The 24,060-nt window shown below is 66.7% G+C and carries 24 protein-coding genes; 13 read left to right on the top strand and 11 right to left on the bottom strand.

The window, feature by feature from the left end; genetic code table 11:
• Nucleotides 1-87 precede the first annotated feature (87 nt).
• Complete coding sequence (locus tag ACR65K_RS14985; protein WP_440153685.1) at nucleotides 88-837, top strand: 3-hydroxybutyrate dehydrogenase; 750 nt, start codon at nucleotides 88-90, stop codon at nucleotides 835-837.
• A gap of 28 nt (nucleotides 838-865) precedes the next feature.
• Here the strand turns inward: ACR65K_RS14985 and ACR65K_RS14980 are convergent, their stop codons facing one another.
• The gene (locus ACR65K_RS14980) at nucleotides 866-1,132 is read right to left on the bottom strand and encodes a hypothetical protein (RefSeq protein ID WP_440153684.1); all 267 of its coding nucleotides are present in this window, start codon (nucleotides 1,130-1,132) and stop codon (nucleotides 866-868) included.
• Between the two features lie 168 nt (nucleotides 1,133-1,300).
• Nucleotides 1,301-1,687, bottom strand: a complete 387-nt coding sequence (locus ACR65K_RS14975; protein WP_440153683.1) for a winged helix-turn-helix transcriptional regulator — start codon at nucleotides 1,685-1,687, stop codon at nucleotides 1,301-1,303.
• A 140-nt stretch (nucleotides 1,688-1,827) separates the two neighbouring features.
• On the opposite strand from ACR65K_RS14975, the gene ACR65K_RS14970 reads away from it, so the two are divergent.
• Nucleotides 1,828-2,691: an SDR family oxidoreductase gene (locus ACR65K_RS14970; protein ID WP_440153682.1), complete on the top strand. Its 864-nt coding sequence runs from the start codon at nucleotides 1,828-1,830 to the stop codon at nucleotides 2,689-2,691.
• Between the two features lie 65 nt (nucleotides 2,692-2,756).
• On the opposite strand, the gene ACR65K_RS14965 is transcribed toward ACR65K_RS14970, so the two are convergent.
• Entirely contained in the window at nucleotides 2,757-4,247 is a 1,491-nt protein-coding gene (locus ACR65K_RS14965; protein WP_440153680.1) for an amino acid permease, read from the bottom strand.
• Nucleotides 4,248-4,487: 240 nt separating this feature from the next.
• On the opposite strand from ACR65K_RS14965, the gene ACR65K_RS14960 reads away from it, so the two are divergent.
• From ACR65K_RS14960 to ACR65K_RS14935, 6 genes are all read left to right on the top strand, one after another.
• On the top strand, nucleotides 4,488-5,462 hold the full coding sequence (locus ACR65K_RS14960) for an NAD(P)-dependent alcohol dehydrogenase (RefSeq protein ID WP_440153679.1): 975 nt from the start codon (nucleotides 4,488-4,490) through the stop codon (nucleotides 5,460-5,462).
• A gap of 71 nt (nucleotides 5,463-5,533) precedes the next feature.
• A complete protein-coding gene (locus ACR65K_RS14955; RefSeq protein WP_440153677.1) occupies nucleotides 5,534-5,779 on the top strand; it encodes a hypothetical protein in 246 nt (81 codons plus the stop codon).
• Between the two features lie 132 nt (nucleotides 5,780-5,911).
• Nucleotides 5,912-6,736, top strand: a complete 825-nt coding sequence (locus tag ACR65K_RS14950; protein ID WP_056336985.1) for an IclR family transcriptional regulator — start codon at nucleotides 5,912-5,914, stop codon at nucleotides 6,734-6,736.
• Nucleotides 6,737-6,876: 140 nt separating this feature from the next.
• Nucleotides 6,877-8,643: a urocanate hydratase gene (gene hutU, locus ACR65K_RS14945; RefSeq protein WP_440153675.1), complete on the top strand. Its 1,767-nt coding sequence runs from the start codon at nucleotides 6,877-6,879 to the stop codon at nucleotides 8,641-8,643.
• A gap of 100 nt (nucleotides 8,644-8,743) precedes the next feature.
• Entirely contained in the window at nucleotides 8,744-10,447 is a 1,704-nt protein-coding gene (gene hutH / locus ACR65K_RS14940; RefSeq protein ID WP_440153674.1) for a histidine ammonia-lyase, read from the top strand.
• A 162-nt stretch (nucleotides 10,448-10,609) separates the two neighbouring features.
• A complete protein-coding gene (locus ACR65K_RS14935; protein WP_142030029.1) occupies nucleotides 10,610-10,846 on the top strand; it encodes a hypothetical protein in 237 nt (78 codons plus the stop codon).
• Between the two features lie 117 nt (nucleotides 10,847-10,963).
• Here ACR65K_RS14935 and ACR65K_RS14930 read toward each other — a convergent pair whose 3' ends face one another.
• The gene (locus ACR65K_RS14930) at nucleotides 10,964-11,224 is read right to left on the bottom strand and encodes a hypothetical protein (RefSeq protein ID WP_440153672.1); all 261 of its coding nucleotides are present in this window, start codon (nucleotides 11,222-11,224) and stop codon (nucleotides 10,964-10,966) included.
• 207 nt (nucleotides 11,225-11,431) lie between these two features.
• Between ACR65K_RS14930 and ACR65K_RS14925 the strand changes: the two genes are divergently transcribed.
• Entirely contained in the window at nucleotides 11,432-12,313 is an 882-nt protein-coding gene (locus tag ACR65K_RS14925; protein ID WP_440153670.1) for a fumarylacetoacetate hydrolase family protein, read from the top strand.
• Here ACR65K_RS14925 and ACR65K_RS14920 read toward each other — a convergent pair.
• The 4 genes from ACR65K_RS14920 to ACR65K_RS14905 are packed head-to-tail and all read right to left on the bottom strand — an operon-like array spanning nucleotide 12,310 to nucleotide 15,811.
• Nucleotides 12,310-12,702, bottom strand: a complete 393-nt coding sequence (locus ACR65K_RS14920) for a universal stress protein (RefSeq protein WP_056337001.1) — start codon at nucleotides 12,700-12,702, stop codon at nucleotides 12,310-12,312. The two genes, ACR65K_RS14925 and ACR65K_RS14920, sit on opposite strands and share 4 nt — an antisense overlap.
• Nucleotides 12,703-12,761: 59 nt before the next feature.
• Nucleotides 12,762-14,300, bottom strand: coding sequence for a tripartite tricarboxylate transporter permease (locus ACR65K_RS14915; protein WP_056337006.1), 1,539 nt, complete (start codon nucleotides 14,298-14,300; stop codon nucleotides 12,762-12,764).
• Nucleotides 14,301-14,804 (bottom strand): tripartite tricarboxylate transporter TctB family protein, encoded by a 504-nt coding sequence (locus ACR65K_RS14910; protein WP_440153667.1) that lies wholly within the window; start codon nucleotides 14,802-14,804, stop codon nucleotides 14,301-14,303.
• Nucleotides 14,801-15,811: a Bug family tripartite tricarboxylate transporter substrate binding protein gene (locus ACR65K_RS14905; protein ID WP_056337012.1), complete on the bottom strand. Its 1,011-nt coding sequence runs from the start codon at nucleotides 15,809-15,811 to the stop codon at nucleotides 14,801-14,803. Before ACR65K_RS14905 ends, ACR65K_RS14910 begins: the two co-directional genes overlap by 4 nt.
• A 296-nt stretch (nucleotides 15,812-16,107) precedes the next feature.
• Here ACR65K_RS14905 and ACR65K_RS14900 point away from each other — a divergent pair, with 296 nt between their 5' ends.
• Together ACR65K_RS14900 and ACR65K_RS14895 are read left to right on the top strand one after the other, a co-directional pair.
• Nucleotides 16,108-17,697 (top strand): sensor histidine kinase, encoded by a 1,590-nt coding sequence (locus tag ACR65K_RS14900; protein WP_440153723.1) that lies wholly within the window; start codon nucleotides 16,108-16,110, stop codon nucleotides 17,695-17,697.
• Entirely contained in the window at nucleotides 17,694-18,362 is a 669-nt protein-coding gene (locus ACR65K_RS14895; protein ID WP_440153666.1) for a response regulator, read from the top strand. The genes ACR65K_RS14900 and ACR65K_RS14895 overlap by 4 nt, the downstream gene beginning before the upstream one ends.
• A gap of 19 nt (nucleotides 18,363-18,381) precedes the next feature.
• On the opposite strand, the gene hutG is transcribed toward ACR65K_RS14895, so the two are convergent.
• Entirely contained in the window at nucleotides 18,382-19,362 is a 981-nt protein-coding gene (gene hutG, locus ACR65K_RS14890; protein ID WP_440153665.1) for a formimidoylglutamase, read from the bottom strand.
• 189 nt (nucleotides 19,363-19,551) lie between these two features.
• On the opposite strand from hutG, the gene ACR65K_RS14885 reads away from it, so the two are divergent.
• Nucleotides 19,552-20,856 carry a cation:proton antiporter gene (locus tag ACR65K_RS14885; RefSeq protein WP_440153663.1) on the top strand — a complete coding sequence of 435 codons (1,305 nt, stop codon included), beginning with the start codon at nucleotides 19,552-19,554 and terminating at the stop codon, nucleotides 20,854-20,856.
• A 55-nt stretch (nucleotides 20,857-20,911) separates the two neighbouring features.
• Here ACR65K_RS14885 and ACR65K_RS14880 read toward each other — a convergent pair whose 3' ends face one another.
• Nucleotides 20,912-22,351, bottom strand: coding sequence for an NCS2 family permease (locus tag ACR65K_RS14880; protein WP_440153662.1), 1,440 nt, complete (start codon nucleotides 22,349-22,351; stop codon nucleotides 20,912-20,914).
• Between the two features lie 111 nt (nucleotides 22,352-22,462).
• On the opposite strand from ACR65K_RS14880, the gene ACR65K_RS14875 reads away from it, so the two are divergent.
• Nucleotides 22,463-23,116, top strand: coding sequence for a copper resistance CopC family protein (locus tag ACR65K_RS14875; RefSeq protein WP_440153721.1), 654 nt, complete (start codon nucleotides 22,463-22,465; stop codon nucleotides 23,114-23,116).
• 55 nt (nucleotides 23,117-23,171) lie between these two features.
• On the opposite strand, the gene ACR65K_RS14870 is transcribed toward ACR65K_RS14875, so the two are convergent.
• Entirely contained in the window at nucleotides 23,172-23,810 is a 639-nt protein-coding gene (locus ACR65K_RS14870; RefSeq protein ID WP_440153719.1) for an NAD(P)-binding protein, read from the bottom strand.
• Nucleotides 23,811-24,060: the final 250 nt, after the last annotated feature.

Genomic DNA, 24,060 nt, shown 5'->3' with positions numbered 1-24,060 from the left:
CTGGGCGGCACGGCCGGGGCCGGCCGTGACGCCTCCTGAATTTTTGAGCTGATGATGGACCATTCGGGCGCACAAAGGAGAACTGCCATGGACAACACGTTGAATGGACGGAAGGCGCTGGTCACCGGCGGTGCCAGCGGAATCGGCGCTGCGTGCGTGCGCGCACTTGCCGCACGGGGAGCGAAGGTGGTGGTGGCCGACGTCGACTCCGCCGCTGCGGCGACGCTTGCCGATGAGGTGGGCGGCACCGCGTGGAGTGTGGACCTGCTGGACGTTGACGCCCTGTCCACCCTCAGCCTGGACTGCGACATCCTGGTCAACAATGCCGGGATCCAGCGCATCAGCCCCATTGAGGAGTTCGACCCCGCAGAGTTCCGCAGGATCATCGCCCTGATGCTGGAGGCCCCGTTCCTGTTGATCCGGGCGGCACTGCCGCACATGTACGCCAACAAGTTCGGCCGCATCATCAATATCTCCTCGGTGCACGGTATCCGTGCCTCCCCGTTCAAGAGCGCGTATGTCTCCGCCAAGCACGGCCTGGAAGGGCTGAGCAAGGTGGCGGCGCTGGAGGGCGGGGAGCACGGTGTCACTTCGAACTGCGTGAACCCCGGGTACGTTCGCACGCCGCTGGTGGAAAAGCAGCTCGCGGACCAGGCCCAGGTGCACGGCATTCCCGAGTCCGAGGTCCTGTCCAGGGTGATGCTCACCGAGTCCGCCATCAAGCGCCTGGTGGAGCCGGAAGAGGTGGCCTCCCTGGTGTCATGGCTGGCATCCCCGGACGCGGGCATGGTCACCGGCGCCAGCTACACGATGGATGGGGGCTGGTCCGCGCGGTAGGCCTGCCTGGGCCAGCCCCGCGCCAACCTCAATCCAGCAATCTGACCAGCCGGTGGTCGAAGAAGAAGACGCCGTACGTGGTCTTCACCCCCACTGAACGCCGGTCCCGCCATACGACGACCCCTTCGCGCCTGCCGCTGAAGGGGTCGTCGCCGATGACCGTGTCACCCACCCGGTAAGGGCAGCGCGGGCTGAAGGCGTCCAGCGTCCGGCGCAGGGCCCGGGCCAGGGCATCGCCGACGCTGAGCGGCTGGCCCAAATGCGAAAGATCCGGTGCGTAGTCGTCCCTGGCCATGTCACCAACTCCTCCAGGCGGCAGCCTGCCGCCCGCTAACGGTGTTGGTTGGCCGGAACGCTCCCAGCAGAGGATGGTCCTCCCATTCCGGCCGCCACCGTACGCCCACGCTAGGCGCTAATCACACCAGCAACATCAGTAACAGGTACTCGAGTTTCCGGAGGGGCATTACTTGCTTTGGGGAACTCCGTTGATGATGTCCTCGGCGTTGTCGAACGCCCAGGCCACGAGCGGCACCAGGAGGGCGCTCAATTCGTAGCCCCGCTCCGTGAGGCTGTAATCCACCCGGGGGGGAATCACCGGCTGGGCCCTCCTGCTGACCAGGCCGTCACGCTCCAGCGTCTTCAGCGTCTGGGCCAGCATTTTCTCGCTGATGCCCTCGGCCCGCCGCCGCAGGTCGCTCCACCGCTGGTCGCCCTCGGACAGCGCAATCAGGATCAGCACGCCCCATTTACTGGTGATGTGGTCCAGCAGGGTCCGGCTGGGGCAACCTGCCGGGAACACGCCGTCGGCAAAGGCCTGGGGGAGGGGAGCCGCGTGCGGCGCTGTTTCCATGCCCACCAGCTTACCGGAAGTATGGTTACTTACTTTTGGGTCAGTACCTTACTTCAAAGTGCGTACTCTCCATCGGGAAGTTCTGCCGCCGCGCCGTGGTTGTGCCCTTCGACAGAGTAAAACTCCCGAAAGGAACCACCGTGAGCATTGTTGTGACAGGCGCCACCGGACAGCTGGGCCGCCACGTTCTTGAAGCCCTCCTCGAGCAGGGCGTACCGGCTGCGGAAATCGTGGCTGCCGGCCGGTCGGTGGAAAAGCTGGCGGATTTCGCTGCACGCGGGGTCCGCGTGCAGCAGATGGACTACGCCGATGCCGGTTCCGTGGCCGCCGCCCTCAGTGGCGCCCGGCGTGTGCTGCTGATCTCCGGCAGCGAAGTGGGGCAGCGGGTGGAACAGCACCGCACCGTGATTAATGCCGCCAAGGCCGAAGACGTGGAGCTGCTGGCTTACACCAGCATCGCCAATGCGGACACCACGTCCATGAAACTGGCCGGCGAACACAAGGCCACGGAGGCGCTGCTGCGCGAATCCGGTGTCCCCTTCGTCCTGCTGCGGAACGGCTGGTACCTGGAAAACTACACCGAGCAGCTCCCGGGAACGCTCGCGCAGGGCGCGCTCGCGGGCAGTGCCGGGGAGGGCAAGGTCAGCGGGGCCGCACGGGCCGACTATGCCCACGCCGCCGCCGCGGTCCTCGTGGCCGATGACCAGGCCGGCAAGGTTTACGAGCTCGGCGGCGATGAGGCCTTCAGCATGGCGGACCTCGCCTCCGAGATCAGCGCTGCCACCGGAAAGACCATCAGCTACAACGACCTACCCGCCGACGACTACGTTGGCCTGCTCACCGGCGTTGGGGTGCCGGAGGCGTTCGCGGAGATCCTCGCTGATTCGGATCTGGGCATTGCGCGCGGTGACCTCCTGGTCAGCACCGGCGACCTCCGGAAGCTCATTGGGCGTCCGACGACGTCGCTCAGCCAGGCGGTCCGGTCCGCCGCAGCCACGGCATAAGGCTTGAAAACAAATGCCCGGCCCCTTGTGGGGGCCGGGCACCTTTTTGGCGTTACGGGACGTGCCTACCCGCCGTCCCGGGCAGTCCTGACCACCGGCAGCGGCGACGTCTCGTCCTCAAGGTGGGCCCGGCGTCGGCCGTCACCTTTGATCCACAGGCGATAGGCCACCACCAGCAGTCCCAGCCAGGCGGCGCCCACGTACAGGGCAATGCGGGTGTCCTCGAAGGCACCCAGGACGGCGATCACCAGCACCATGAACGCGATGGTGAGGACCGATGCGGCAGGCCACCACGGGGATGGGAATTCCGACGCCGGCAGTCCGCCGCGTGCGATTTCCCGCTTCATCGCCACATGGGACGCGAGGATCATCACCCATACCCAGACCGTGGCGAACGTTGCGATCGAGGCAATCACCAGGAAGACGTCCTCCGGAATGACTGCATTGAGGACCACGCCCACCAGCAGGATTCCCGCCATCATGACCACGGTCATCCAGGGGACGCCGTGCCGGGAGACCTTGCCGAAGGCAGCCGGCGCGTGGCCCTGGTTGGAAAGCCCGAAGAGGATGCGGCCGGCACCGAAGATGTCACTGTTGATGGCGGAGAGCGCGGCGGTGATCACCACGGCGTTCAGGATGTGGGGTGCCGCGGGGATGCCCAAGCCGCTGAAGATCTGGACGAAGGGACTGCCGTTGCTGCCAATCTGGTCCCACGGAAAGAGGCTCATGAGGACGCCCAGGGTGAGGACGTAGAACAGCAGGACGCGCACGGGGACGGTGTTGACTGCCTTGGGGATGACCTTCTTGGGGTCGGCGGCCTCGCCGGCGGTGATGCCCAGGGTTTCGATCCCGCCGAAGGCGAACATGACCACGGCGAAGGAAGCGAGCAGCCCTTCGAAGCCGAACGGGAGGAACCCGCCATGTTCCACGAGGTTGCCCAGGCCGGGGGTAACGGTTGAATCGGCCGCCTGGAAGCCGAAGACGATGATGGCAGCGCCGCCGGCGATCATGGCGATGATGGCCGCGACCTTGATTAGCGAGAACCAGAACTCGAGTTCGCCGAAGACCTTGACGCTCAGCAGGTTTAGTCCGGCCAGGAAGAAGATGATCGCCAGGACCCAGATCCAGCGGTCCACCTGCGGGAACCAGAAGCCCATGTAGATACTGAAGGCGGTGACATCCGCGATGGCTACGATGGCCATTTCGAACACATAGGTCCAGCCGGTGATGAAGCCTGCCAGCGGGCCGAGGTAGCGGCTGGCGTACTGGCCGAAGGAACCGGACACCGGGTGCCGGACGGCCATCTCGCCGAGGGCCCGCATCACCATGAAGACCGCGGCGCCGCCAATGATGTAGGCCAGCAGGACGGCCGGGCCCGCTTTCTGGATGGCGGACGCAGAGCCATAGAAGAGGCCGGTGCCGATGGCCGATCCCAGGGCCATGAAGCGGATGTGCCGCACGTTCAGGCCCCTGGTGAGGACGTGTCCGACGACGGCCCTAGGGTTGTGCTGTTCCGCCGCGGTTTCGTTCCGGGTTGGGGTTGGAGCTGGTTGCATGCAAATACCTTCTCGTCATTGGGAGGGGAGCCGCTAACCAACAGACCATTTTCGGGAGCACCGTGATGGGGCTCACGGCGGGTTGGTGTCTTTCATTCCAGACGAACAGTTTCTTTTCCCGACCACCCCGCACACCCCTTGACTCGACTCCGGCTATTCCATACCGTGAGGGGCCGCCGGTAACCGGGCGGATGCCCTGCTTCACCTTGTGCTCCCTGACCAGCAGCCCGAAGGAGATCGATGATGAAAGCAATCGTGCAGGACGTCTATGGATCGGCAGACGTGCTGGAGCTGCGGGACATCGCCCGGCCGGAGCCCGCCGACGGTGAGGTGCTGATCCGGGTGCGGGCAGCGGGCGTGGACCAAGGCGTGTGGCATCTGATGACCGGGCTGCCGTATCTGGTCCGGCTTTTCGGCTACGGCCTGAAGAAGCCGAAAGTTCCCGTGCGCGGCCGGGAAGTGGCCGGCGTTGTGGGAGCCGTGGGGCCTGGGGTGGCCCGTTTTTCTCCTGGGGACGAGGTGTTCGGGACCTGCGAGGGATCTTTTGCCGAGTATGTCTGCGCCAAGGATGACAAGGTGGCCCGCAAGCCGTCCCACCTCACCTTCGAAGAAGCGGCGGCTTCGCCAATTTCCGGCGTCACCGCCCTGCAGGCTGTCCGTGACGCCGGCCAGGTCACCGTCGGCCAGAAGGTACTCATCCTTGGCGCGGGCGGGGGAGTGGGCTCCTTTGCGGTCCAGCTGGCCAAGGCCTTCGGAGCAGAGGTGACAGGCGTGTGCAGCACGGGCAAGGTTGAGCTGGTGCGTTCCCTCGGGGCGGATGCCGTGGTGGACTACACCAAGACGTATATCGCGGGCGCCGGAAAGGTATACGACCTTATCCTGGACGCGGCGGGAAACCGCCCGCTGTCTTTCCTGCGCCGCCTGCTCGTACGCAAGGGCACCCTGGTGATCATTGGTGGCGAAGGGGGCAGCAAGTTGACCGGCGGATTTGAGCGGTCCCTTGTTGCCCCACTGATCTCCCTGTTTTCCGCCCGGAAGTTCAAAGGGCTTGTGGCAAAGGAAACGCACCTGGACCTGGAGGCTCTTGCATCGCTGATGGAAGCCGGCAGCGTCAAGCCCGCGGTGGACAAAGCCTTTCCCCTTGCCGAAGCGCCGGCCGCCGTCCGGTACCTCCACGAGGGGCGGGCACGCGGCAAAGTTGTGCTCAGCATCTGAACTCGGCCGGGTTATCCACATAGGCACGAAGGCAGGATGATCCTGGCGGGCCCGTCCGTGACGCTGGAGGCATGGAAAGCGAAGCGGACTGGGACGCCGCAAACAGACAAGCTCTTGAGGTAATCCGATGGACACTCTGGGGTGCCCTGGCACGGTGGGCAACCACGGAAAATGGCCCGCCATCGTCCTACGGCCGCACCGTGGATGCAGTGGCCAGGAAGGGCTTTTACCTGGGCCAGCTCGAAGACATCGCGCGGATCCAGGCGAGGATTGACGTCTTGAAAGTGAGGCTGTCTGCGGGGTATCCAGGGACGTAACTCGCGGCTCACTGGAAGGCGTCTGGTATCTCAGACAACGGGTGCGGTTACCCGAACTTCGAAAGCCTGCGGAGGGCGCAAGCTTAAGTACGGGATACCGGACATAGCTACGCAGAAAGAACCTTCCAGGCCATGAGCACTGTACTAAGCAGAGACAGCGAAGCGCCGCGCGCCGCGGTCAAGGCGTCAAAAGTTCCTGCCGCCGAGAACACGCTGCGCATCCTCAAACTGCTGGCTTCGCGGCGTGGCCCCATGGCGGCATCCCAGATCGCGTCCAGCCTTGACCTGCCCAGGTCCAGCGTCTACCACCTGCTGGGGGTGATGGAGGCCAATGGCTTCGTCCTGCATCTCCATGAGGAGCAGCGGTACGGGCTGGGCATCAGCGCATTCGAACTCAGTTCGGCGTACTCCCGGCAGGAGCCGCTGTCCCGCCTGGGACGCCCCCTGCTGGCGGGTTTGGTGGACACCATTGGCGAGAGTGCGCACCTTGCCGTCCTGCATGGCCGCGACGTCCTGTACATCGTGGAGGAGCGCGCCAAGAACCGTCCTTCCCTGGTGACGGACGTCGGCGTCCGGCTGCCCAGCCACCTCACCGCCAGTGGCCGGGCCATCCTGGCAGCGCTGCCTAAGTCCCAGGTGCGCGCCTTGTATCCGAATGCAGCGGCCTTCTCGGCCCGGCACGAGGTGGAGGGCGCCATCATGAAGTATTCCGCGCTGTCCTCGCACCTCGACCAGGTGAGGCAGCGTGGATATGCCACCGAACACGGGGAGGTGACGCCCGGTTTCGGCTCCATCGCCGCCGCCGTCACGGACCATCTGGGGTGGCCCACCGCCGCCGTCGCAGTCACCTTCCTGGAGGACAAACTGCCCCATGACCAGTGGCCGGTGCTGGCCGCCCGGGTGCAGAAAGTGGCCGACGAACTCTCCGTCCGAATCCACGGACGCCCGGTCAAATAAGGCTGTCTAAAAACGAGGCAGGGGCTTGTCTGGGACTCCGGACACCACCCCCTTGAAAGCCCTGTGAAGCCCCTTCTCCAGGCGCTTTAGTTGTTACAGAACTTCTTCGAAATCTCAGACACCAAGAAAAGGAGCCCATCATGGCACCCGCCGATTTCACCACCGGTGCCCGCCCGGTCAAAGCAGCCCGCGGCACCGAGCTCACCGCCAAGTCCTGGCAGACCGAAGCCCCGCTGCGCATGCTGATGAACAACCTGGACCCGGAGGTGGCAGAGCGCCCGGACGATCTGGTGGTCTACGGCGGCACCGGCCGGGCCGTCCGCTCCTGGGCCGCCTTTGATGCCATAACCCGCACGCTGGAAACCATGGAAAAGGACGAAACCCTCCTGGTCCAGTCCGGCAAGCCGGTGGGCGTGTTCCGCACCAACGAGTGGGCTCCCCGCGTGCTGCTGGCCAACTCCAACCTGGTGGGCGACTGGGCGAACTGGCCTGAATTCCGCCGGCTCGAGGCCGAGGGCCTGATGATGTACGGACAGATGACCGCCGGTTCGTGGATCTACATCGGCACCCAGGGCATCCTGCAGGGCACCTTCGAAACCTTTGCCGCGATCGCCCGCAAGCTCACCGGGGATGACAACGGCACCCTCGCCGGTACGCTGACCCTCACCGGCGGCTGCGGCGGCATGGGCGGTGCCCAGCCGCTCGCCGTCACCCTGAACGACGGCGCCTGCCTGATTGTCGACGTCGACGAAACCCGCCTGCGCCGCCGCGCCGGCAAACGCTACCTGGACGAGGTGGAAACCGACCTCGACGCCGCCATCGCCAAGGTGCTCAAGGCCAAGGAGGAACGCCGCGGCTGGTCCGTGGGCTACGTGGGCAACGCCGCCGAAGTCTTCCCCGAGATCCTGCGCCGCCACAAAGCCGGCGAACTCACCGTGGACATCGTCACGGACCAGACCTCCGCCCACGACCCCCTGTCCTACCTGCCCGAAGGCATTTCGGTGCAGGAGTGGCACCGCGAAGCCGAGGCGGATCCGGAAGGGTTCACCAAGAAGGCCCAGGCATCCATGGCCCGGCACGTGCAGGCAATGGTGGAATTCCAGGACGCCGGCGCCGAAGTGTTCGACTACGGAAACTCCATCCGCGATGAGGCCCGCAAGGGCGGCTACACCCGCGCCTTCGAATTCCCGGGCTTCGTCCCGGCCTACATCCGGCCCCTGTTTTGCGAAGGGCTTGGCCCGTTCCGCTGGGTGGCCCTGTCCGGTGACCCGGAAGACATCCGCGTCACCGACGAAGCCATTAAGGAACTGTTCCCGGAGGACAAGCACCTGCACCGCTGGATCGATGCCGCGCAGGAGCGCGTCGAGTTCGAAGGCCTGCCGGCACGCATCTGCTGGCTCGGCTACGGCGAACGCGCCAAGGCCGGCCTCCTGTTCAACCAGCTGGTCAAGGACGGCAAGGTCAAGGCGCCCATCGTCATCGGCCGCGACCACCTGGACTCGGGCTCGGTCGCCTCGCCGTACCGCGAAACCGAGGCCATGAAGGACGGCTCGGACGCCATCGCCGACTGGCCCATGCTGAACGCCCTGCTCAACACCGCCTCCGGTGCCACCTGGGTGTCCCTGCACCACGGCGGCGGCGTCGGCATCGGCCGCTCCATCCACGCCGGCCAGGTCTCCGTCGCCGACGGCACCGACCTCGCCGCCCAGAAGCTCGAACGCCTCCTCACCAACGACCCCGGCATGGGCGTCATCCGCCACGCCGACGCGGGCTATGAGCGCGCCCTCGTCGTTGCCAAAGAGCGCGGCGTCCGCATCCCGATGCTCCCCACGGACTCCCTGGCCTCGCAAGCTCGGCGAGGGAACCCTGTCCGCGTGGCCCCAGAGAGCCCCGCCGAAACCCGCTGACCCCGGACCACCCCTCATCGATTGCTCCGTAGGTGTCGTTTAGAGCCTCCAAAACGACAAGTACGGAGCAGTCGATGGGAATACAAACAAGGAACTTTCCATGACCGTCCCCACGAACTCCCTAACCTCGCAAGTCCCCGCCGGCTCCCAGCCTTCGCAAGCTCATGCCGGGTCCCTCGCCGGCCGGGACCCCCGGCCAGGGAACCCTGTCCGCGTGGGCCCAACCCACGAACCGCTGACCGTCACCCTTGGCTCCGCCGGCGTCACGCCCGGGGATGTGCTCGCCGTCGCGCGCCATAACGCCAAGGTGGCCATCTCCCCGGACGCCCTGGACACCGTGGCCAGGGTCCGCGCCCACATTGACGACCTCGCCTCCAGCGACGTCCCCGCCTACGGCATCTCCACCGGCTTCGGCGCCCTGGCCAACCGCCACATCCCCAACGAACTGCGCACCCAGCTCCAGAAAAGCCTGATCCGCAGCCACGCCGCCGGCATGGGCCCGGCCGTGGAACGGGAAGTGGTCCGCGGCATCATGTTCCTGCGCGCGAAGACCCTGGCTTCCGGACGTACCGGCGTCCGCCCCGTGGTCCTGCAGACCATGGTGGACGTCCTCAACGCCGGCATCACCCCGGTGGTTCGCGAGTTCGGCTCGCTGGGCTGCTCCGGTGACCTGGCGCCGCTGTCCCACTGCGCCCTGGTCCTGATGGGCGAAGGGGAGGCGGAAGGGCCCGACGGCGTGACCTACGGCGGGCGGGGAGAGCGGACGGTCGCTGAGCTGCTGGCAGAACACGGCATCGAGCCGGTAACGCTGGCCGAAAAGGAAGGCCTGGCGCTGGTCAACGGCACCGAGGGCATGCTGGGCATGCTCCTCATGGCCATCGCCGACCTTCGGCAACTGCTGACGACGGCGGACATCACCGCCGCGCTCAGCGTTGAGGCGCTGCTGGGCACCGACCAGGTGTTCCTGCCCGAGCTGCACGCCGCGCTTCGGCCGCACCCCGGCCAGGCCGCCAGTGCGGACAACATGCTGCGCGTGCTGTCAGATTCGCCCATCGTTGCTTCGCACCGAGTGGGGGATTCCCGGGTGCAGGATGCCTACTCGCTGCGCTGCGCCCCGCAGGTTGCCGGCGCCGTCCGCGACACCGTTGACCATGCGGAACTGGTGGCCACGCGGGAACTGGCTGCAGCGATCGACAACCCCGTGGTCCTTCCCGACGGCCGGGTCAGCTCCAACGGCAACTTCCACGGCGCTCCGGTGGCTTACGTGCTGGACTACCTCGCCATCGCGGTGGCGGACCTCAGCTCCATCGCTGAACGCCGTACCGACCGCATGCTGGATCCTGCCCGTTCGCATGGCCTGCCGGCCTTCCTCGCGGCCGACCCCGGCGTGGACTCCGGGCTGATGATCGCCCAGTACACGCAGGCCGGCCTGGTCTCGGACAACAAGCGGCTTGCCGTTCCGGCGTCCGTCGACTCGATTCCCAGCTCCGCGATGCAGGAGGACCACGTGTCCATGGGCTGGCACGCGGCGCGTAAGCTGCGCAAGGCCGTGGAGAACCTCCGCCGCGTCCTGGCCATTGAACTCGTGACCTCTGCCCGCGCTCTGGATATCCGCACCCAGCTCTCCGGTGGGGTCCTGACGCCGGGGCCAGCGGGTACCGCTGTGGTGGCCGCGCTGCGCGAGGTGGTGGAGGGACCCGGGACGGACAGGTTCCTGTCGCCGGAACTGGAAGCGGCGGACCGCCTGGTGGCCTCAGGTGACGTGCTCCGGGCGGCCGAATCCGCCCTCGGGCCGCTGGCCTGACAGCGAAGAATCTTCAGCACTTCTGGACGGAGAGTCCGAAAGGTGGAATTTCCGGCGCCACGGCCCACCGTGGCGCCGGGAGTGTAGTAGAACTGAAGATGTAGTGAAAGTCACATCAAAGAGGCTGTGGCAGCAGAACGATACAAAGGGGTAGAAGTTCACATGAAAGCACGTGGGGCAGTCCTGTCGAAGCGAAATGCCCATTCCGCCGTGGTTTCGGACTGGAGGTCCCTCCAGGCCGGCGATCACGTCGAGATTATCAAGCAGGCACACGTTGTAGCCGCCGGGGAGGTGGAGGAAGTGTCCCAGAGCGGCAACGTTCTGTGGCTTGTGCCGGCCGGTCCCACTGAAAAACAGCTCTTTTTGAAGTCTGACGGGGTGCAGGTCCGCCGCGGCTAGCCGTTCCGCCAGCAGCAAGAAATCCCCGCTCTGCCATACGGCAGGGCGGGGATTTTCGTTGCCGGACACCCTGGCGGCTGTGGCCCGGGTAAGGCCGCGGCGGCCCCGGAGGGCAGGTCAGGCGGCGACGGATTCGTACGTTTCGCCGAAAGGCACTGATGCATCCAGGGCTACCGTGTAGCGTCCCGGATGAAGCCGGGTGACCAGGATGCCGCATTCGGCATCCTTTGCTGCCACCTCAATCATTTCGGCCACTGCCTCTTCCAGTCCTGCATGGACCTCGCTGGCGCTGGAGAACTCCAGGCTGATGGACCGGACGGCAGGTCCTTGGGTGGGCTCGGCAGCGGCGGGGATCCGCTCCAAAGTGGCTGTAGTCATTACTGAACTTTCTGTGTTTCGTGCCGGGGTGGCTCCACCATTCTACCGGCTGCTCCTGCTAGATGTCAGATGACTGTCGTTTCTCGGGTGGGGAAGTGCAGTCATATTGCGTTCGTTCGCGGCGTCCACCGGGTATCAACGACCATGGATTAGGGCCCCGTAAGGCCCGGAAGCACCCCGATCGATACAGCTTGAGGAGAATCCGGTATGAAGATCATGCGCCTGGGCGAAAGCGGCAGTGAACAGCCTGCCGTGCTGGTGTCTTCGGCGGACGGAACCGACCGGTACTTCAGCCTGCTGCCCCTTACCGCTGATGTGGATGGAGCGTTCCTTGGCTCGGGCGGCCTGGCCAACGTGCGCAAAGCACTGGAGGCCGGGGAACTGCCCGTCCTGGAAGGCGCGGCTGCACTCCGGATTGGTTCCCCCGTAGCCCGGCCGGGCTCAGTGGTGGGGATCGGGATGAACTATGCCGCCCATGCCGCAGAGTCAGGGGCCGAGCCGCCCGCAATTCCCGTCGTCTTCCTCAAGCCCAGCAACACCGTCACGGGGCCCTGCGACCCCGCCCCGTTGCCTCCCCGATCCACCCACTACGACTGGGAAGTGGAACTGGGCATCGTGATCGGCAGGGAAGCCAGTTGCCTCGGCTCGGTGGGAGAAGCCGCCGCGTGCATTGCGGGCTACGTCACGGCCAATGACTTGTCGGAGCGGGAATACCAGTTGCCCGGAGCGGCCGGTCAATGGACCAAGGGCAAGTCCCTTCCCGGGTCCACGCCCCTGGGGCCCTGGCTGGTACCGGCAGACGGGATCGACGGCGGCAACCTGAGGCTGCGCAGCTGGGTGAATGGTGAGCCGCGCCAGGATTCTTCGTCGTCGGAGCTCATCTTCGATGCGCCCACGCTGGTCCACCACTGCAGCCAGTACATGCGGCTGGAGCCGGGCGACGTGATCCTCACCGGAACGCCCCAGGGGGTGGCCCTCAGCGGCCGTTTCCCCTACCTCCGGCCGGGCGACGTGGTGGAGGCGGAGGTGGAGGGCCTGGGCCGCCAGCGCCAGGAGCTGTTCCGGGCACCGGCGGCCGTTCCGGCCTAGCCCGCCTTTACGGCCAGGACCGGACAGTCCGCCTCCAGCAGGATGCGCTGGGACGTGCTGCCCATGATCAGCTTGCCCACGGGGGTGCGGCGGCGAAGGCCAATCACGATCAGTTCGGCGTTGTGTTCCTCGGCGGCGTCCAGCACCTCAGCCGCGGCATCATGGCCGCGGACCGGCCGCTTGATCACGTACTTGATGCCCTGGCCGGCCAGCCGCTGCTCGATGTCCTGGATCTCGCCATCCGGGGCAAAACGGCTGTCCACCGTCGACTCACCCTTGGAGGAATTGATCAGCACCAGTGTGCTGTTGCTCTTCCGGGCTTCGGTGATGGCCTGGGTCAGGGCAGCTTCGCCCTCGGGGGTCGGGACGTAGCCCACAACGACGGTCATGGTGTCTCCTTAGTTTCTGCTCGATGTGGGTAGATGGGTTTGCCGGGTGGCACGCCCGCTCAGTCGCTGTAATCCGCCGCGCCCGAATTGGCGGGAACCAAGGGCTTGCGCTCCGGACGGCTGCGGCGGAACAGCTTGTAGGCGAAGGGCCAGACCAGGATGAGGCCAATGATGACATAGATCCCGACGGCGATCGGCTCGCTCAAGAGCCCTGCCGGGTCACCCGCACTCAACTGCAGGGTCTTGCGGAGCTGCCCTTCGATCCGCGGGCCCAGGATGACGCCGAGGATCAGCGGCAGGACGGGAAGCCCGAAGCGCCGCATCATGAATCCGAGCGCGCCCAGGACCAGCAGGATCACCAGGTCGAACGCCTGCAGGTTCACCGAGTAGGCGCCCAGCGTGGCGAAGAACAGGATGCCCGCGTACAGGTACGGCCGGGGAAGCTGCAGGAGCTTGGCCCACATCGGTGCCAGCGGCAGGTTGATCAGGAGCAGCAGCAGGTTGCCGATGAAGAGGCTGGCGATCAATGCCCACACCAGGGGTCCCTGGCTTTCGAAGAGCTGCGGGCCCGGCTGGATGCCGTATGAGGTGAAGGCAGCCAGCATGACGGCGGCGGTGGCATTGGTGGGCAGGCCCAGGGCCAGCATGGGGGTCAGGGTGCCGGCGGCAGCAGCGTTGTTGGCTGCTTCCGGGCCGGCCACGCCTTCGATGGCACCCTTGCCGAACTCTTCGGGGTGCTTGCTGAGCCGCTTTTCGGTGACGTAGGAGAGGAAGGTGGGGATCTCGGCGCCACCAGCCGGCAGTGCGCCGAACGGGAAGCCGAAGGCGGTACCGCGCAGCCACGGCTTCCATGAGCGCTTCCAGTCGGACTTGCCCATCCAAGGCTGGCCCACGGGAATGGCATGCAGGGGAGTGCGGCGCAGGTGGGCGGCGACCCAAAGTGCCTCGCCCACGGCGAAGATGGCCACGGCCACCACAACAATGTCCAGGCCGTCCGCCAGGAGCGGCTGGCCGAAGGTCAGGCGGCGCTGGCCGGTCACGGAGTCCATGCCCACCAGGCCGATGGCCAGGCCGAGGCCCAGGGAAGCGAAACCGCGCAGCCGCGACGAGCCGAGCACGGCCGTGACGGCCAGCAGGGCCAAAACCATGATGGCGAAGTAGCTGGGCGCGCCGAGGCTCACGGCGAACTTCACCACAACCGGTGCGCAGACGGCCAGCAGGGCCGTGCCAATGGTGCCGGCGACGAACGAGCCGATTGCCGCCGTCGCAAGCGCCTGCGCCGCCCTGCCCGCCTTTGCCATTTTGTTGCCCTCAATGGCGGTGACCACGGAGGACGATTCGCCGGGGGTGTTGAGGAGGATCGAGGTGGTGGAACCGCCGTACATGCCGCCGTAGTAGATGCCGGCGAACATGATGAAGGCGCTTGTGGGTTCCAAGGCGTAGGTGACGGGAAGCAGCAGGGCTACGGTCATGGCCGGGCCCAGGCCGGGGAGGACGCCGACGGCGGTGCCCAGGATGACGCCGATGACGGCGTACAGGAAATTCATGGGGGTCAGGGCGGTGGCGAAGCCGTCCATCAGGGAGGACCAGACGTCCATTTAGAGGATTCCTTCCAGGAGGCCGGCCGGCAGCGCGATGCCCAGGCCGAGGTAGAAGCCGTAGAAGGTCAGCAGGGACAGGGCCACGGAGATCAGCCCGTCCCGGACGTAGCGGCGGCTGCCGAGGGCCAGGACGCTGCCCCAGAACAGGATGGTTCCGGAGATCACCCAGCCGGCCCAGTCGATCAGCAGGATGTTCAGGATGAAGGCGCCGGCCAGCGGCAGGACGGTCTTCCAGTCGGCGGGGTGCGTGAGGTCGACGTCTTCGCCGCCCTCAGCCTCGCCCTGGCCGCCGCGGAGGACGTTGACGGCCAGCAGCACGGCGCAAACCACCAGCAGTCCGGCCACGATGAACGGCACGGTCTTGGGGCCGACCGGGTCGGACTTGGAATACGGGGTTACCAGGCCGTTGGCGTCCAGGAAGACCATGACGCCGGCCGCCCCGAGCAGGAGTGCAACTCCCAGCTCGGAGCGGCCTTTGAGACCTGTGGTCAGGGAGGTCACGCCAACCCAAGCTTGGTGAGGACGTCCGCCACCCGCTTGTCCTGCTCGGTGAGGAAGGTCTTGAACTGGTCACCGGTGATGAAGGCATCGGTCCAGCCGTGGGTCTTCAGCGCTTCCTTCCAGCCGGCCGTGCCGTGCATCTTCTCCAGGGCCGCGATCAGGGAAGCCTTGTCCTTATCGCTGATTCCGGGAGGGGCCACAACGCCGCGCCAGTTGGTGAACACCAGGTCGATCTTGGATTCCTTCAGCGTGGGTGCGTCCACGCCTTCCAGGCGCTTCTCGCCGGAGGTGGCCAGGACGCGGACCTCACCGGATTCGATCTGCTTCAGGAACTCGCCGGCGCCGGAAGCGGCGAAGCCCAGCTTGTTGCCCAGGATGGCGGGCAGGAGGTCGCCGCCGCCGTCGTAGGAGACAAAGTTGACCTTGGTGGCGTCGATGCCCACGGCACCGGCCAACTGCATCGGCAGCAGGTGGTCGGGGCCGCCCGGGGAGGAGCCGCCGCCCACGGCGATGGAGCCGGGATCAGCCTTCCACGCCTTCACCAGGTCATCGATGGTCTTGTACGGGGAATCCTTGCCCACCATGATGGCGCCAGGCTCTTCGATAAGCCGGGCAAGGGGAGTGGTGTCGGTCAGCTTGGACTCGGACTTGTTGGTGTAGCTGGCGCCCACCACGCCCAGGCCCATGAGCATCGCCAGGTCGCCGTTGCCCTTCTCGTTCACGACGCGGGCCAGGCCAACGGTGCCGCCGGCGCCCGCAAGGTTGAAGACCTCCGTGTTGGTGGAGATCTTCTCGTCGTCGAGGACCTTTGCGGCGGCGCGGGCAGTGGTGTCGTAACCGCCGCCGGGGGTGTTGGGGACCATGATCTGCAGGCCGGTGATGGGTCCGGCAGCGGCGCCGGAGCTCTCGGCACCGGTGGAGCTCTTGCTGGTGGCACCGCAACCGGTGGCCATCAGGGCGATGCCGGCGGCAACGGCGGCAATTCGCAATGCGCGGATCTGGCGCATGGGTTCCTCTTCTCTCAAAACAAATCTGATCAGCAGCAGCTGACTTGTGATTTCGATGCTAGGGGCGTCCGTGACCGGGATCACTCTTGTGTACGCAGAGAAAGTTGTGTTCATTGCGTTCACGTTTCCAAAACCCCACATCCGCCCTGCCGCGGGCTTTGGGATATAGTTCCCGGTACCACCGGCGGCCCTGCACCCCGTACTTTTGCGCGCATAAGAAGACGCCGGCAGCGCCGCCGGACAACCCCGGCCCATCAGCAAACACCAGGAAGCCCATTGTGACTCGACGACGAGGAATGTCCCTCGCGGGGCAGTACCTTCTGCTGCAGTTGCTCATTGTCCTGGCTGTCCTGGTGGGCGTCGTGGCCATTTCCCTGGCCCAGTCCGCTGCGGCCTTTGAACGGATCGAAGGCAGGCGTGCCCTGTCGGCCGCCGAGGCCCTGGGCGGCAACCCGACCGTGCGCGAGCTCCTCCCGAACGCTGAACCGCGGGGCGGGGCCGTGCTCCCGGCGGTGGCGGAATCCGTGCGGATCGTGTCCGGTTCATCCCGGGTGGCGCTGGCAAGACTGGACCGCACCGTGGTGGCGTCCTCGGACCCCAGCCTGCTGGGAGAGCCGCTGGAACTCGGCGCCAGCAGGGTGATGGAAGGCAGGGCCTGGACCGGAGTGGTAGGCGGGACGCCCGCCCCGCTCCTGTCTGCCCATGTTCCGGTCCTGGACGACACCGGCCGGATGATCGGCATCGCCTCCATCAGCCGCAACTACCCCACCGTGCTCGAGCGGCTGGGCGATGCCGTGCCCAATCTCCTCACCTACCTTGGCGTTGCGAGCGTCCTGGGCATCGCCGGTTCCCTGCTGCTGTCACGGCGGGTCAAGCGGCAGACCCTGGGGATGGAACCGAGCGAGATCACCAGCCTGGTTGAAAACCGCGAAGCCATGCTGCACGGCCTCAAGGAGGGGGTGGTGGCGCTGGACCTGAACGAGCGGATCACGGTGGCCAACCACAGTGCGCGTGCCCTCCTGGGACTCCCGCCTGACTGCGTGGGCAAGCGGGTGGCGGGCCTCGCCGTCGAACCCGCCCTCAAGGAAGTCCTCACCCGTGACCAGCCCGGGCCGGACCAGCTGGTGCTCGTGGGTGACCGGCTGGTGGTGATGAACCGCGTGCCCATCCAGTCCCGGGGCAAGGTGATTGGCTCGGTGACCACGCTTCGCGACCGCACGGAACTCTCAGAACTGGAGCAGGAACTGGGCACCACCCGCACCGCCACCGACACCCTGCGGGCCCAGGCGCATGAGTTCGCCAACCAGTTGCACGTCATTTCCGGCCTGATCCAGATCGGCGAGTACGATTCCGTGGTCCAGTTCGTCAACGGTGCCACCGTGGACCGGACCCGGCTCAACGATGAAGTGACCGGCCGGATCAAGGATCCCGCGCTCGCTGCCCTGCTGATTGCCAAGTCGAGCCTCGCCACCGAACGCGGCGTTGCCCTGCAGCTGGACCCCGACTCCGTACTGGACAAGGTGGATGACGAGCTGTCCCGGGACCTCACCACGGTGGTGGGGAACCTGGTGGACAACGCGTTCGACGCCGTCAGCGGACTTCCGCAGGCAGCCGTCAGGGTGCTGGTGGAGGGCAAGGCCGGACAAGACGTTGTGGTGACAGTGCGGGACAACGGCCCCGGCGTTCCCGGCGGCTCCGGCGGCTCCGCGGACCACATCTTCCGCCAGGGCTTCACCACGAAAGAACCCGGTCCGGCCGGCAGCCGCGGCTTTGGACTGGCGCTGTCCCGGGTGGTGTGCCGCCGCAGTGGCGGGAACCTGACGGTGGCCAACGATAATGGGGCTGTCTTTACCGCCGTGCTGAAACAAGGGAGTACCCGGCCATGATCAAGGTCCTGATCGTCGATGACGATTTCATGGTGGCCAAGGTGCACGCCGGCTTTATCCAGCGCACGCCCGGATTCGCGGTGGTGGGCGCCGCGCATACCGGAGCCCAGGCCGTGGCGGAGACTGAACGGCTCCAGCCGGACCTGGTGCTGCTGGACATCCACCTGCCGGATATCAACGGCCTTGACCTGATGCAGCGCCTGCGCAGCGTGGCACCGGAGCTGGATGTGCTGGTCATCAGTGCCGCACGGGAGGTCGAAACCGTGCGGAAGGCGCTGCGGGGCGGCATTGTGCATTACCTGATCAAGCCTTTTTCGCAGACAGACCTGCAGGAGCGCCTGGAGCACTACCGCAACGCCTACCAAAGCCTGGATGCCTCAAAGGACGTGGCCGAGCAATCGGACGTCAACCGCGTGTTCGGCCTTGACCGCAGCGAACGTCCACTTCCCAAGGGCTGCAGCATTGAGACGCTGAGGCTGGTGGAGGCGGCGGTCAACGCCGCCGCCGGTGACGTCTCGGCCGCCGAAGTAGCCCAGGAGCTGGGCACTTCCCGCGTCAGCGCGCGCCGCTACCTGGAGTACCTGCACGACGAAGGCACGCTGGAGGTGCGGCTCAAGTACGGCGTGGGCCGGCCGGAACGGCGGTACGTCCTCAAAGGATCCTGAGGCCAGGCGGCGGCGTTTTTCAGCGCAGCAGGGTGTGGATCAGCCGCGCGGCGGTTTTGGCGGTCCGGCCGTCAATGTCGAACGCAGGGTTCAGCTCCGCCACGTCCAGGTGCAGGAGCTTTCCGCTCTCCGCCACCTGCCGGCAGACCGCGGAAATGACGGGCAGCGGCACGCCGTAGGCTGCAGGCGCGCTCACACCGGGCGCCACCGCGGCGGGCAGCACATCCAGGTCGATGGTCAGGTACAGCACGTCGATGTCCGCCAGGAACGCGGCCACGAAGTCCCGAACCCGGTCCGCGTCGCAGTCCTCGTCCAGCAGGTACCGCACGCCCAGCTTATCCGCGGTGTCGAACAGGACCCGGGTGTTGTTCGGCTCCGAGATACCGACGACGGCGTACCGGAATTCGCGCCCGGCGTCCGCTTCGGCGCGGGCCATCTGCAGGAACGGAGTCCCCGAACTGGGCACGGGCTCGTCGCGGAGATCGAAGTGGGCATCAAGGTTCAGGACGCCAAGGCGCTGGCCGTCCCGGACAGCCGGTGATGCACTGACGCCGAGATAGCTCGCGTAGGCAGTCTCATGTCCGCCGCCCAGGACAACGGTCTGGTGGCCGGCATCGAGCAGGCCTGCCACCGCCCGGCCAAGCCGTTCCTGGCCGGCTTCCAGGTCCTCCCCGGCTACCGCTACGTCGCCGATGTCAGACACCGGACGGTCCAGGTGGAAAGCCAACGGACCCAGCGCCTTCCGCAAAGCTGCGGGGGCGGCGGACGCGCCGGTGCGGCCCTTGTTCCGGCGCACCCCCTCGTCGCTGGCGAAGCCCAGCAGGGCCACGGGCCTGCCGGCAGCCGCCCTCGCCTCAACGTCCGCGCCCGCGGCTCGCGCCGTGGCGTTGCCGGGCTGGTTCACGGCCTGCCACCAGCGGCGGTGGCCGGGGCCGTCGCCGTCGAACCTTCCGGTCCAGGGCTGGGGCGGGACGTCGACGGCGGGAAGCTGGAGGGACATGCCTCAAGCTCACCGCATGCCGGGCACGAAAACCAGCAGCGCCGCCGTCGTGCTGTCCGGGATCCAAGAACCCGTGCGCCGGGGAGATGCCTGGTCCAGGGGATATGGTGAGAGCAGTCCGCCCCATCGAAGCGTGGTGTGTCCGCTTCCGGATCCACGCCACCATTCCAGGCTGGAGAGCCTTTTCCCATGTTCGAAGCCCCAGATATCCTCTTTGCCGCCGCCGGCCTGGCCGTTCTCATCGCCGCCGTCCTGCCCAAGCTCCTGCGCGATATGCCCTTGTCCATGCCCATGGTCTTCCTGGGCGCCGGCATGGGAGCGTTCGCGCTGATTCCCTCGCTGCCGGACCCGGACCCGGTGGAACACGGCGACTTCGTCATGCACCTCGCGGAGATCTGCGTGATCATCTCGCTGATGGGCGCCGGACTGGCCCTGGACCGCCCGGTGGGACGCAAGCGATGGTCCACCACATGGCGGCTCCTGGGCGTCGCCATGCCGCTGTGCATCCTTGCCCTGACCCTGCTGGGCATGTGGTTCCTGGGCCTGGGGCTGGGCGCGGCGTTGCTGGTAGGCGCCAGCCTTGCCCCCACGGACCCTGTCCTGGCGTCCGAAGTCCAGGTGGGCGAACCCGCGGACCAGGACGAACACACCGACAAGGAAGATGAAGTCCGGTTCGGCCTCACCTCCGAAGCTGGACTCAATGACGGCCTGGCGTTCCCGTTCGTGTACCTGGCCATTGCCATCAGCATCGCCGGGGCAAACCCGTCCGCCTGGTTCGGCGAATGGTTCGGGATGGACGTCCTGTGGCGGCTGGCCATCGGGCTCCTGGCGGGTTTCCTCACCGGCAAGCTGCTCGCCCGGGTGTTCTTCTCCGCCCGGGCGGAAAGCCTCAGATTGTCCAACCATTCCGAAGGTTTCGTGGCCCTGGCGGCGACGTTCCTGGCCTACGGACTGACGGAGATGGTGCAGGGCTACGGGTTCATTGCGGTGTTTGTCTGTGCCGTGACCATCCGGGCCGCTGAACGCACCCACGGCTACCACCGGGTGCTCCACTCCTACGTGGAGCAGCTGGAACGGCTCCTGACCGTGGTGATCCTGGTCCTGCTCGGCGGCGCCATCGCCCGCGGGCTGCTCGCCGGGATCGGCTGGACGGAGGTGCTGGTGGCCCTGGCCTTCCTGCTGGTGGTCCGGCCGCTGGCCGGCTGGCTGGGCCTGCTGGGCGGCAAGACCGGCCCGCGGGAACGCGTGGCACTCTCATTTTTCGGCATCCGCGGAATCGGGTCGCTGTACTACCTGGCGTACGCGCTGGGCGAAGGTAGTTTCGGGGACCAGGCACACTGGCTCTGGTCCTTCATTGGGCTGGTGGTGGCGCTGTCCATCGTGATCCATGGCGCCACCACTTCGCCGCTGATGAACCGGCTGGACCGGCTGCGCCAAAGGAAGGCCCTGGCGGTGTCCGGCGATGAGGGGCTGGCACCGAACACGCCGGTGTAAACAAAAGGGCTGGCGCGGCATCTGCCGCACCAGCCCTGTGTCCATACCTTGGGAGTTACATGCCCAGTGCGGCCTCGATGGGGCCGATGGCGAAGAACAGCGCGAACGCAGCTGCAACGGCCCACATCAGCGGGTGGATGTCCCTGACGCGGCCCTGGACGGTGCGGATCAGCACGTAGGCGATGAAGCCTGCACCCAGGCCGTTGGCGATGGAGTAGGTGAACGGCATCAGGGTGAACGTCAGGAACGCCGGGATGGCGATGCCCCAGTCCTGCCAGTCGATCTTGCCCACCTGGGACACCATCATGAAGCCAACCACCACCAGGGCCGGGGCCACAGCCTCGAAGGGCACCAGGTTGATCAGCGGGGTGAAGAACATGGCCACCAGGAACAGCAGGCCGGTGACGATCGAGGCGACGCCGGTGCGGGCGCCTTCGCCGATGCCGGCGCCGGCTTCGACGTAGATCTGGTTGGAGGAGACGGAAGCGCCGCCGCCGATGATGGCGCCGAGCGCGTCCACCTGGAGCACGCGGTCGACGTCGGGAATGTTGCCGTGCTCGTCCACCGTGCCGGCTTCGTTGGCCAGGCCCACCATGGTGCCCATGGCGTCGAAGAAAATGCTGAGCAGGATCACGAAGGCCAGCAGTGTTGCGGCCACGAAGCCGAGGTGCTCGAAGGCGCCGAAGGGGTTGGCCTTGCCGATCAGTGAGAGGTCAGGGGCGGCCCAGCCGGAGAATGCCGGTGCCACCAGGGACCAGCCCTGGGGGTTGAAGTTCTTGCCGTCGAAGCTGGGCCCGATGTGCAGGGTCAGCTCAAGGATCACGGACAGCACGGTGGAGGTGATGATGCCGATCAGGATGGCGCCCTTGACCTTGCGTACCACCAGGGCGATGGTCAGGATCAGGCCGAAAACGAAAACGGCCGTGGGCCAGCCCAGCAGCTTGCCTTCAAAGCCCAGCCCGACGGGCACCGTGGTGCCTGCAACGTCAGGGATGCGCCGCACGAACCCGGCATTGACCAGACCGATCAGGGCGATGAACAGGCCGATGCCCACCACGATCGCCGTCTTGAGGCCGTCCGGTACCGCCTTGAAGACGGCGGTGCGGAAACCGGTGAGGACCAGGATCAGCATGGTGACGCCGGAGAGAACCACCAGGCCCATCATGTCCGGCCAGGTGAGGCCCGGGTTTGTGGCTACAGTGACAGCCACGAAGGCATTCACGCCCAGGCCGGTGGCCAAAGCAAAGGGGTGCCGGCCCCAGGCGCCCATGAGGATGGTCAGGATGCCCGCCACCAACGCGGTGACAGCGGCCACCGCGGTGAAGCCCAGCGTGGTGCCGTTCGTGTCCGGACCGGACAGGATCAGTGGGTTCAGCACCACGATGTAGCTCATGGCGAAGAACGTGGCGAACCCGCCCCGGATCTCACGGGAAAGGTTGGAACCGCGCTCGGTGACCCTGAAATACCGGTCCAGGGCAGAGCCTTGCTTAAGCATTAGTCCTCCGGGGAAGTGTGTGGGAATACCTGCATCCTAAGGGTGCGGCAGGGAGTGGGCCTGCAAATGCGCCTAGTCTGTAAGGAAGCCAACACCAGGAGCAGCCCCACCATGCGCCAAGTCCGCCGCCCGTTGCCGGGCCTTGTGCCCGGTTTCCTTGCCCTGGTCCTCGCGGCCGCACTGTTGGGCCTTGCCGGGCCGGCCTCCGCCCATGACGCCGCGGAGTCCACCAGTCCCGCCCAGGGTGCTGCACTGGCGACCCCGCCCGCCGAGGTTTCCGTAACCTTCAGCAACAAGCCGCTGGGCATCGGCTCATCATTCTCTGTCAAGGACGCCGGCGGCACCGAATGGGCAGAAGGGGCGGCGCGGATTGCGGACAACGTGGCAACGCAAAAGCTGCGGCCGGGCGCCCCGGCAGGGAAGTACACCGTGGCGTGGCGCGTGGTGGGCTCGGACTCCCACCCCATCGAGGGCACGTTCACCTTCACTGCGGCGTCAGGCGCCGCCCCGGCGTCCGGAACGTCCGCAACGGGAAGCCCGACGGCGGCGGGCGCGGTTCCAGGGATGGGAACGGCACAGCCCGGGGTAACGGAGGAACCATCCGGGCCTGCCAATGCCGGCGAGCCCTTCCAGTGGAGCATTGTGCTTTTTGCAGTCGTCGCCGTGGGGCTGCTGGTGGCCCTCCGCGTGATGGCCCGGCGCCGGCTCACCGGCGACGGGGACGCAGGGGATGACGGGAACAGCGCCGAGGACAGCCGGGGGTAGCCCCGGGCGGCAGGTCCGGACGGGTCCAGCCTGGCGGCGGGCACCGGGAAGGCCGTCAGCAGGTCAGCACCGCAAAGCTTCCCGTTGCCGGGAAGGGGCCGCCGGATGAAGGTCCGCTGTCCGGGTTGACCTTGGCGGAGATGGCTTGGCCCACCGTCTTGGCCTGGCGCAGTACCTCCTTGGGGGACGGCGTAATCAGCTCGCCCACCCCCACCAGGTAGATGCCGATGGCACGCATGGCCGCTGCCACGTTCCGGCCAACGGCAATCCCGAAGTCACTGAGCATGCGCCGCAGCTGGCTGTGCGCGCACCTGGTCAGGACGATGTGGTCGGCCACCAGGATGCCGGTGGGTGTGTGCACCTGCCACTGCGGAGCGGCGCCATGCGCGGGGCCTTCCAGCATGGTCAGCTGGACCGCCCGGGTTGTAGTCCGGACATCCACGCTGTGGCTTGCCGCGTAGTTGCGCAGGTGGCGCAGGATCTCGTTGCGCTCCCGGAGAGTGTCGCTGTCCGCGGCATCGCAGCGCTGCAGTGAGGAGGTGTTTGCGGGCTGGCGGGCGCCGAGGATGTCCAGTCCGTCCACCACGATGGCGTCCACGCCGCGGCGGCGCAGCTCTGCGGCGACGGCCAGCCCGGACAGGCCGGTGCCAATGACCACAGTGGTGGTCTGTTCGGTCCCGGCATCCCCGGGCATGCTTGACACCACAGTTTTCCCTCCTTCGAAGCTTTCGGCAGGTGCCGGCATCCTCGCCGGCCCGCGTCCCGTTACCCCAAGTACGGCCGCAGCGCATGGCCGGGACAGTCCGCGCAGAAAATTGCAGTTGGCGTCCCGGACCAACAATGTCCTGAAGACTACAGAACAAATGCGGCCGTGGATAGCCCAATGAAGAAAACATTCCCGCTGACGTGAAGGCGCTTTCCGGACCGCGCGCGAGGGCCTGTGG

The organism is Arthrobacter sp. SAFR-179, from assembly GCF_059414945.1.
This window is presented reverse-complemented; position numbering and strand designations above follow the sequence as displayed.

Excerpts from the sequence above, each read along its gene's own strand:
- ACR65K_RS14985 (WP_440153685.1), top strand. The coding sequence starts at position 88 with ATGGACAACACGTTGAATGGACGGAAGGCGCTGGTCACCGGCGGTGCC.
- ACR65K_RS14980 (WP_440153684.1), bottom strand. The coding sequence starts at position 1,132 with ATGGCCAGGGACGACTACGCACCGGATCTTTCGCATTTGGGCCAGCCG.
- ACR65K_RS14975 (WP_440153683.1), bottom strand. The coding sequence starts at position 1,687 with ATGGAAACAGCGCCGCACGCGGCTCCCCTCCCCCAGGCCTTTGCCGAC.
- ACR65K_RS14965 (WP_440153680.1), bottom strand. The coding sequence starts at position 4,247 with ATGCAACCAGCTCCAACCCCAACCCGGAACGAAACCGCGGCGGAACAG.
- ACR65K_RS14960 (WP_440153679.1), top strand. The coding sequence starts at position 4,488 with ATGATGAAAGCAATCGTGCAGGACGTCTATGGATCGGCAGACGTGCTG.
- ACR65K_RS14955 (WP_440153677.1), top strand. The coding sequence starts at position 5,534 with ATGGAAAGCGAAGCGGACTGGGACGCCGCAAACAGACAAGCTCTTGAG.
- ACR65K_RS14950 (WP_056336985.1), top strand. The coding sequence starts at position 5,912 with ATGAGCACTGTACTAAGCAGAGACAGCGAAGCGCCGCGCGCCGCGGTC.
- hutU (WP_440153675.1), top strand. The coding sequence starts at position 6,877 with ATGGCACCCGCCGATTTCACCACCGGTGCCCGCCCGGTCAAAGCAGCC.
- hutH (WP_440153674.1), top strand. The coding sequence starts at position 8,744 with ATGACCGTCCCCACGAACTCCCTAACCTCGCAAGTCCCCGCCGGCTCC.
- ACR65K_RS14935 (WP_142030029.1), top strand. The coding sequence starts at position 10,610 with ATGAAAGCACGTGGGGCAGTCCTGTCGAAGCGAAATGCCCATTCCGCC.
- ACR65K_RS14930 (WP_440153672.1), bottom strand. The coding sequence starts at position 11,224 with ATGACTACAGCCACTTTGGAGCGGATCCCCGCCGCTGCCGAGCCCACC.
- ACR65K_RS14925 (WP_440153670.1), top strand. The coding sequence starts at position 11,432 with ATGAAGATCATGCGCCTGGGCGAAAGCGGCAGTGAACAGCCTGCCGTG.
- ACR65K_RS14920 (WP_056337001.1), bottom strand. The coding sequence starts at position 12,702 with ATGACCGTCGTTGTGGGCTACGTCCCGACCCCCGAGGGCGAAGCTGCC.
- ACR65K_RS14915 (WP_056337006.1), bottom strand. The coding sequence starts at position 14,300 with ATGGACGTCTGGTCCTCCCTGATGGACGGCTTCGCCACCGCCCTGACC.
- ACR65K_RS14905 (WP_056337012.1), bottom strand. The coding sequence starts at position 15,811 with ATGCGCCAGATCCGCGCATTGCGAATTGCCGCCGTTGCCGCCGGCATC.
- ACR65K_RS14900 (WP_440153723.1), top strand. The coding sequence starts at position 16,108 with ATGTCCCTCGCGGGGCAGTACCTTCTGCTGCAGTTGCTCATTGTCCTG.
- ACR65K_RS14895 (WP_440153666.1), top strand. The coding sequence starts at position 17,694 with ATGATCAAGGTCCTGATCGTCGATGACGATTTCATGGTGGCCAAGGTG.
- hutG (WP_440153665.1), bottom strand. The coding sequence starts at position 19,362 with ATGTCCCTCCAGCTTCCCGCCGTCGACGTCCCGCCCCAGCCCTGGACC.
- ACR65K_RS14885 (WP_440153663.1), top strand. The coding sequence starts at position 19,552 with ATGTTCGAAGCCCCAGATATCCTCTTTGCCGCCGCCGGCCTGGCCGTT.
- ACR65K_RS14880 (WP_440153662.1), bottom strand. The coding sequence starts at position 22,351 with ATGCTTAAGCAAGGCTCTGCCCTGGACCGGTATTTCAGGGTCACCGAG.
- ACR65K_RS14875 (WP_440153721.1), top strand. The coding sequence starts at position 22,463 with ATGCGCCAAGTCCGCCGCCCGTTGCCGGGCCTTGTGCCCGGTTTCCTT.
- ACR65K_RS14870 (WP_440153719.1), bottom strand. The coding sequence starts at position 23,810 with ATGCCCGGGGATGCCGGGACCGAACAGACCACCACTGTGGTCATTGGC.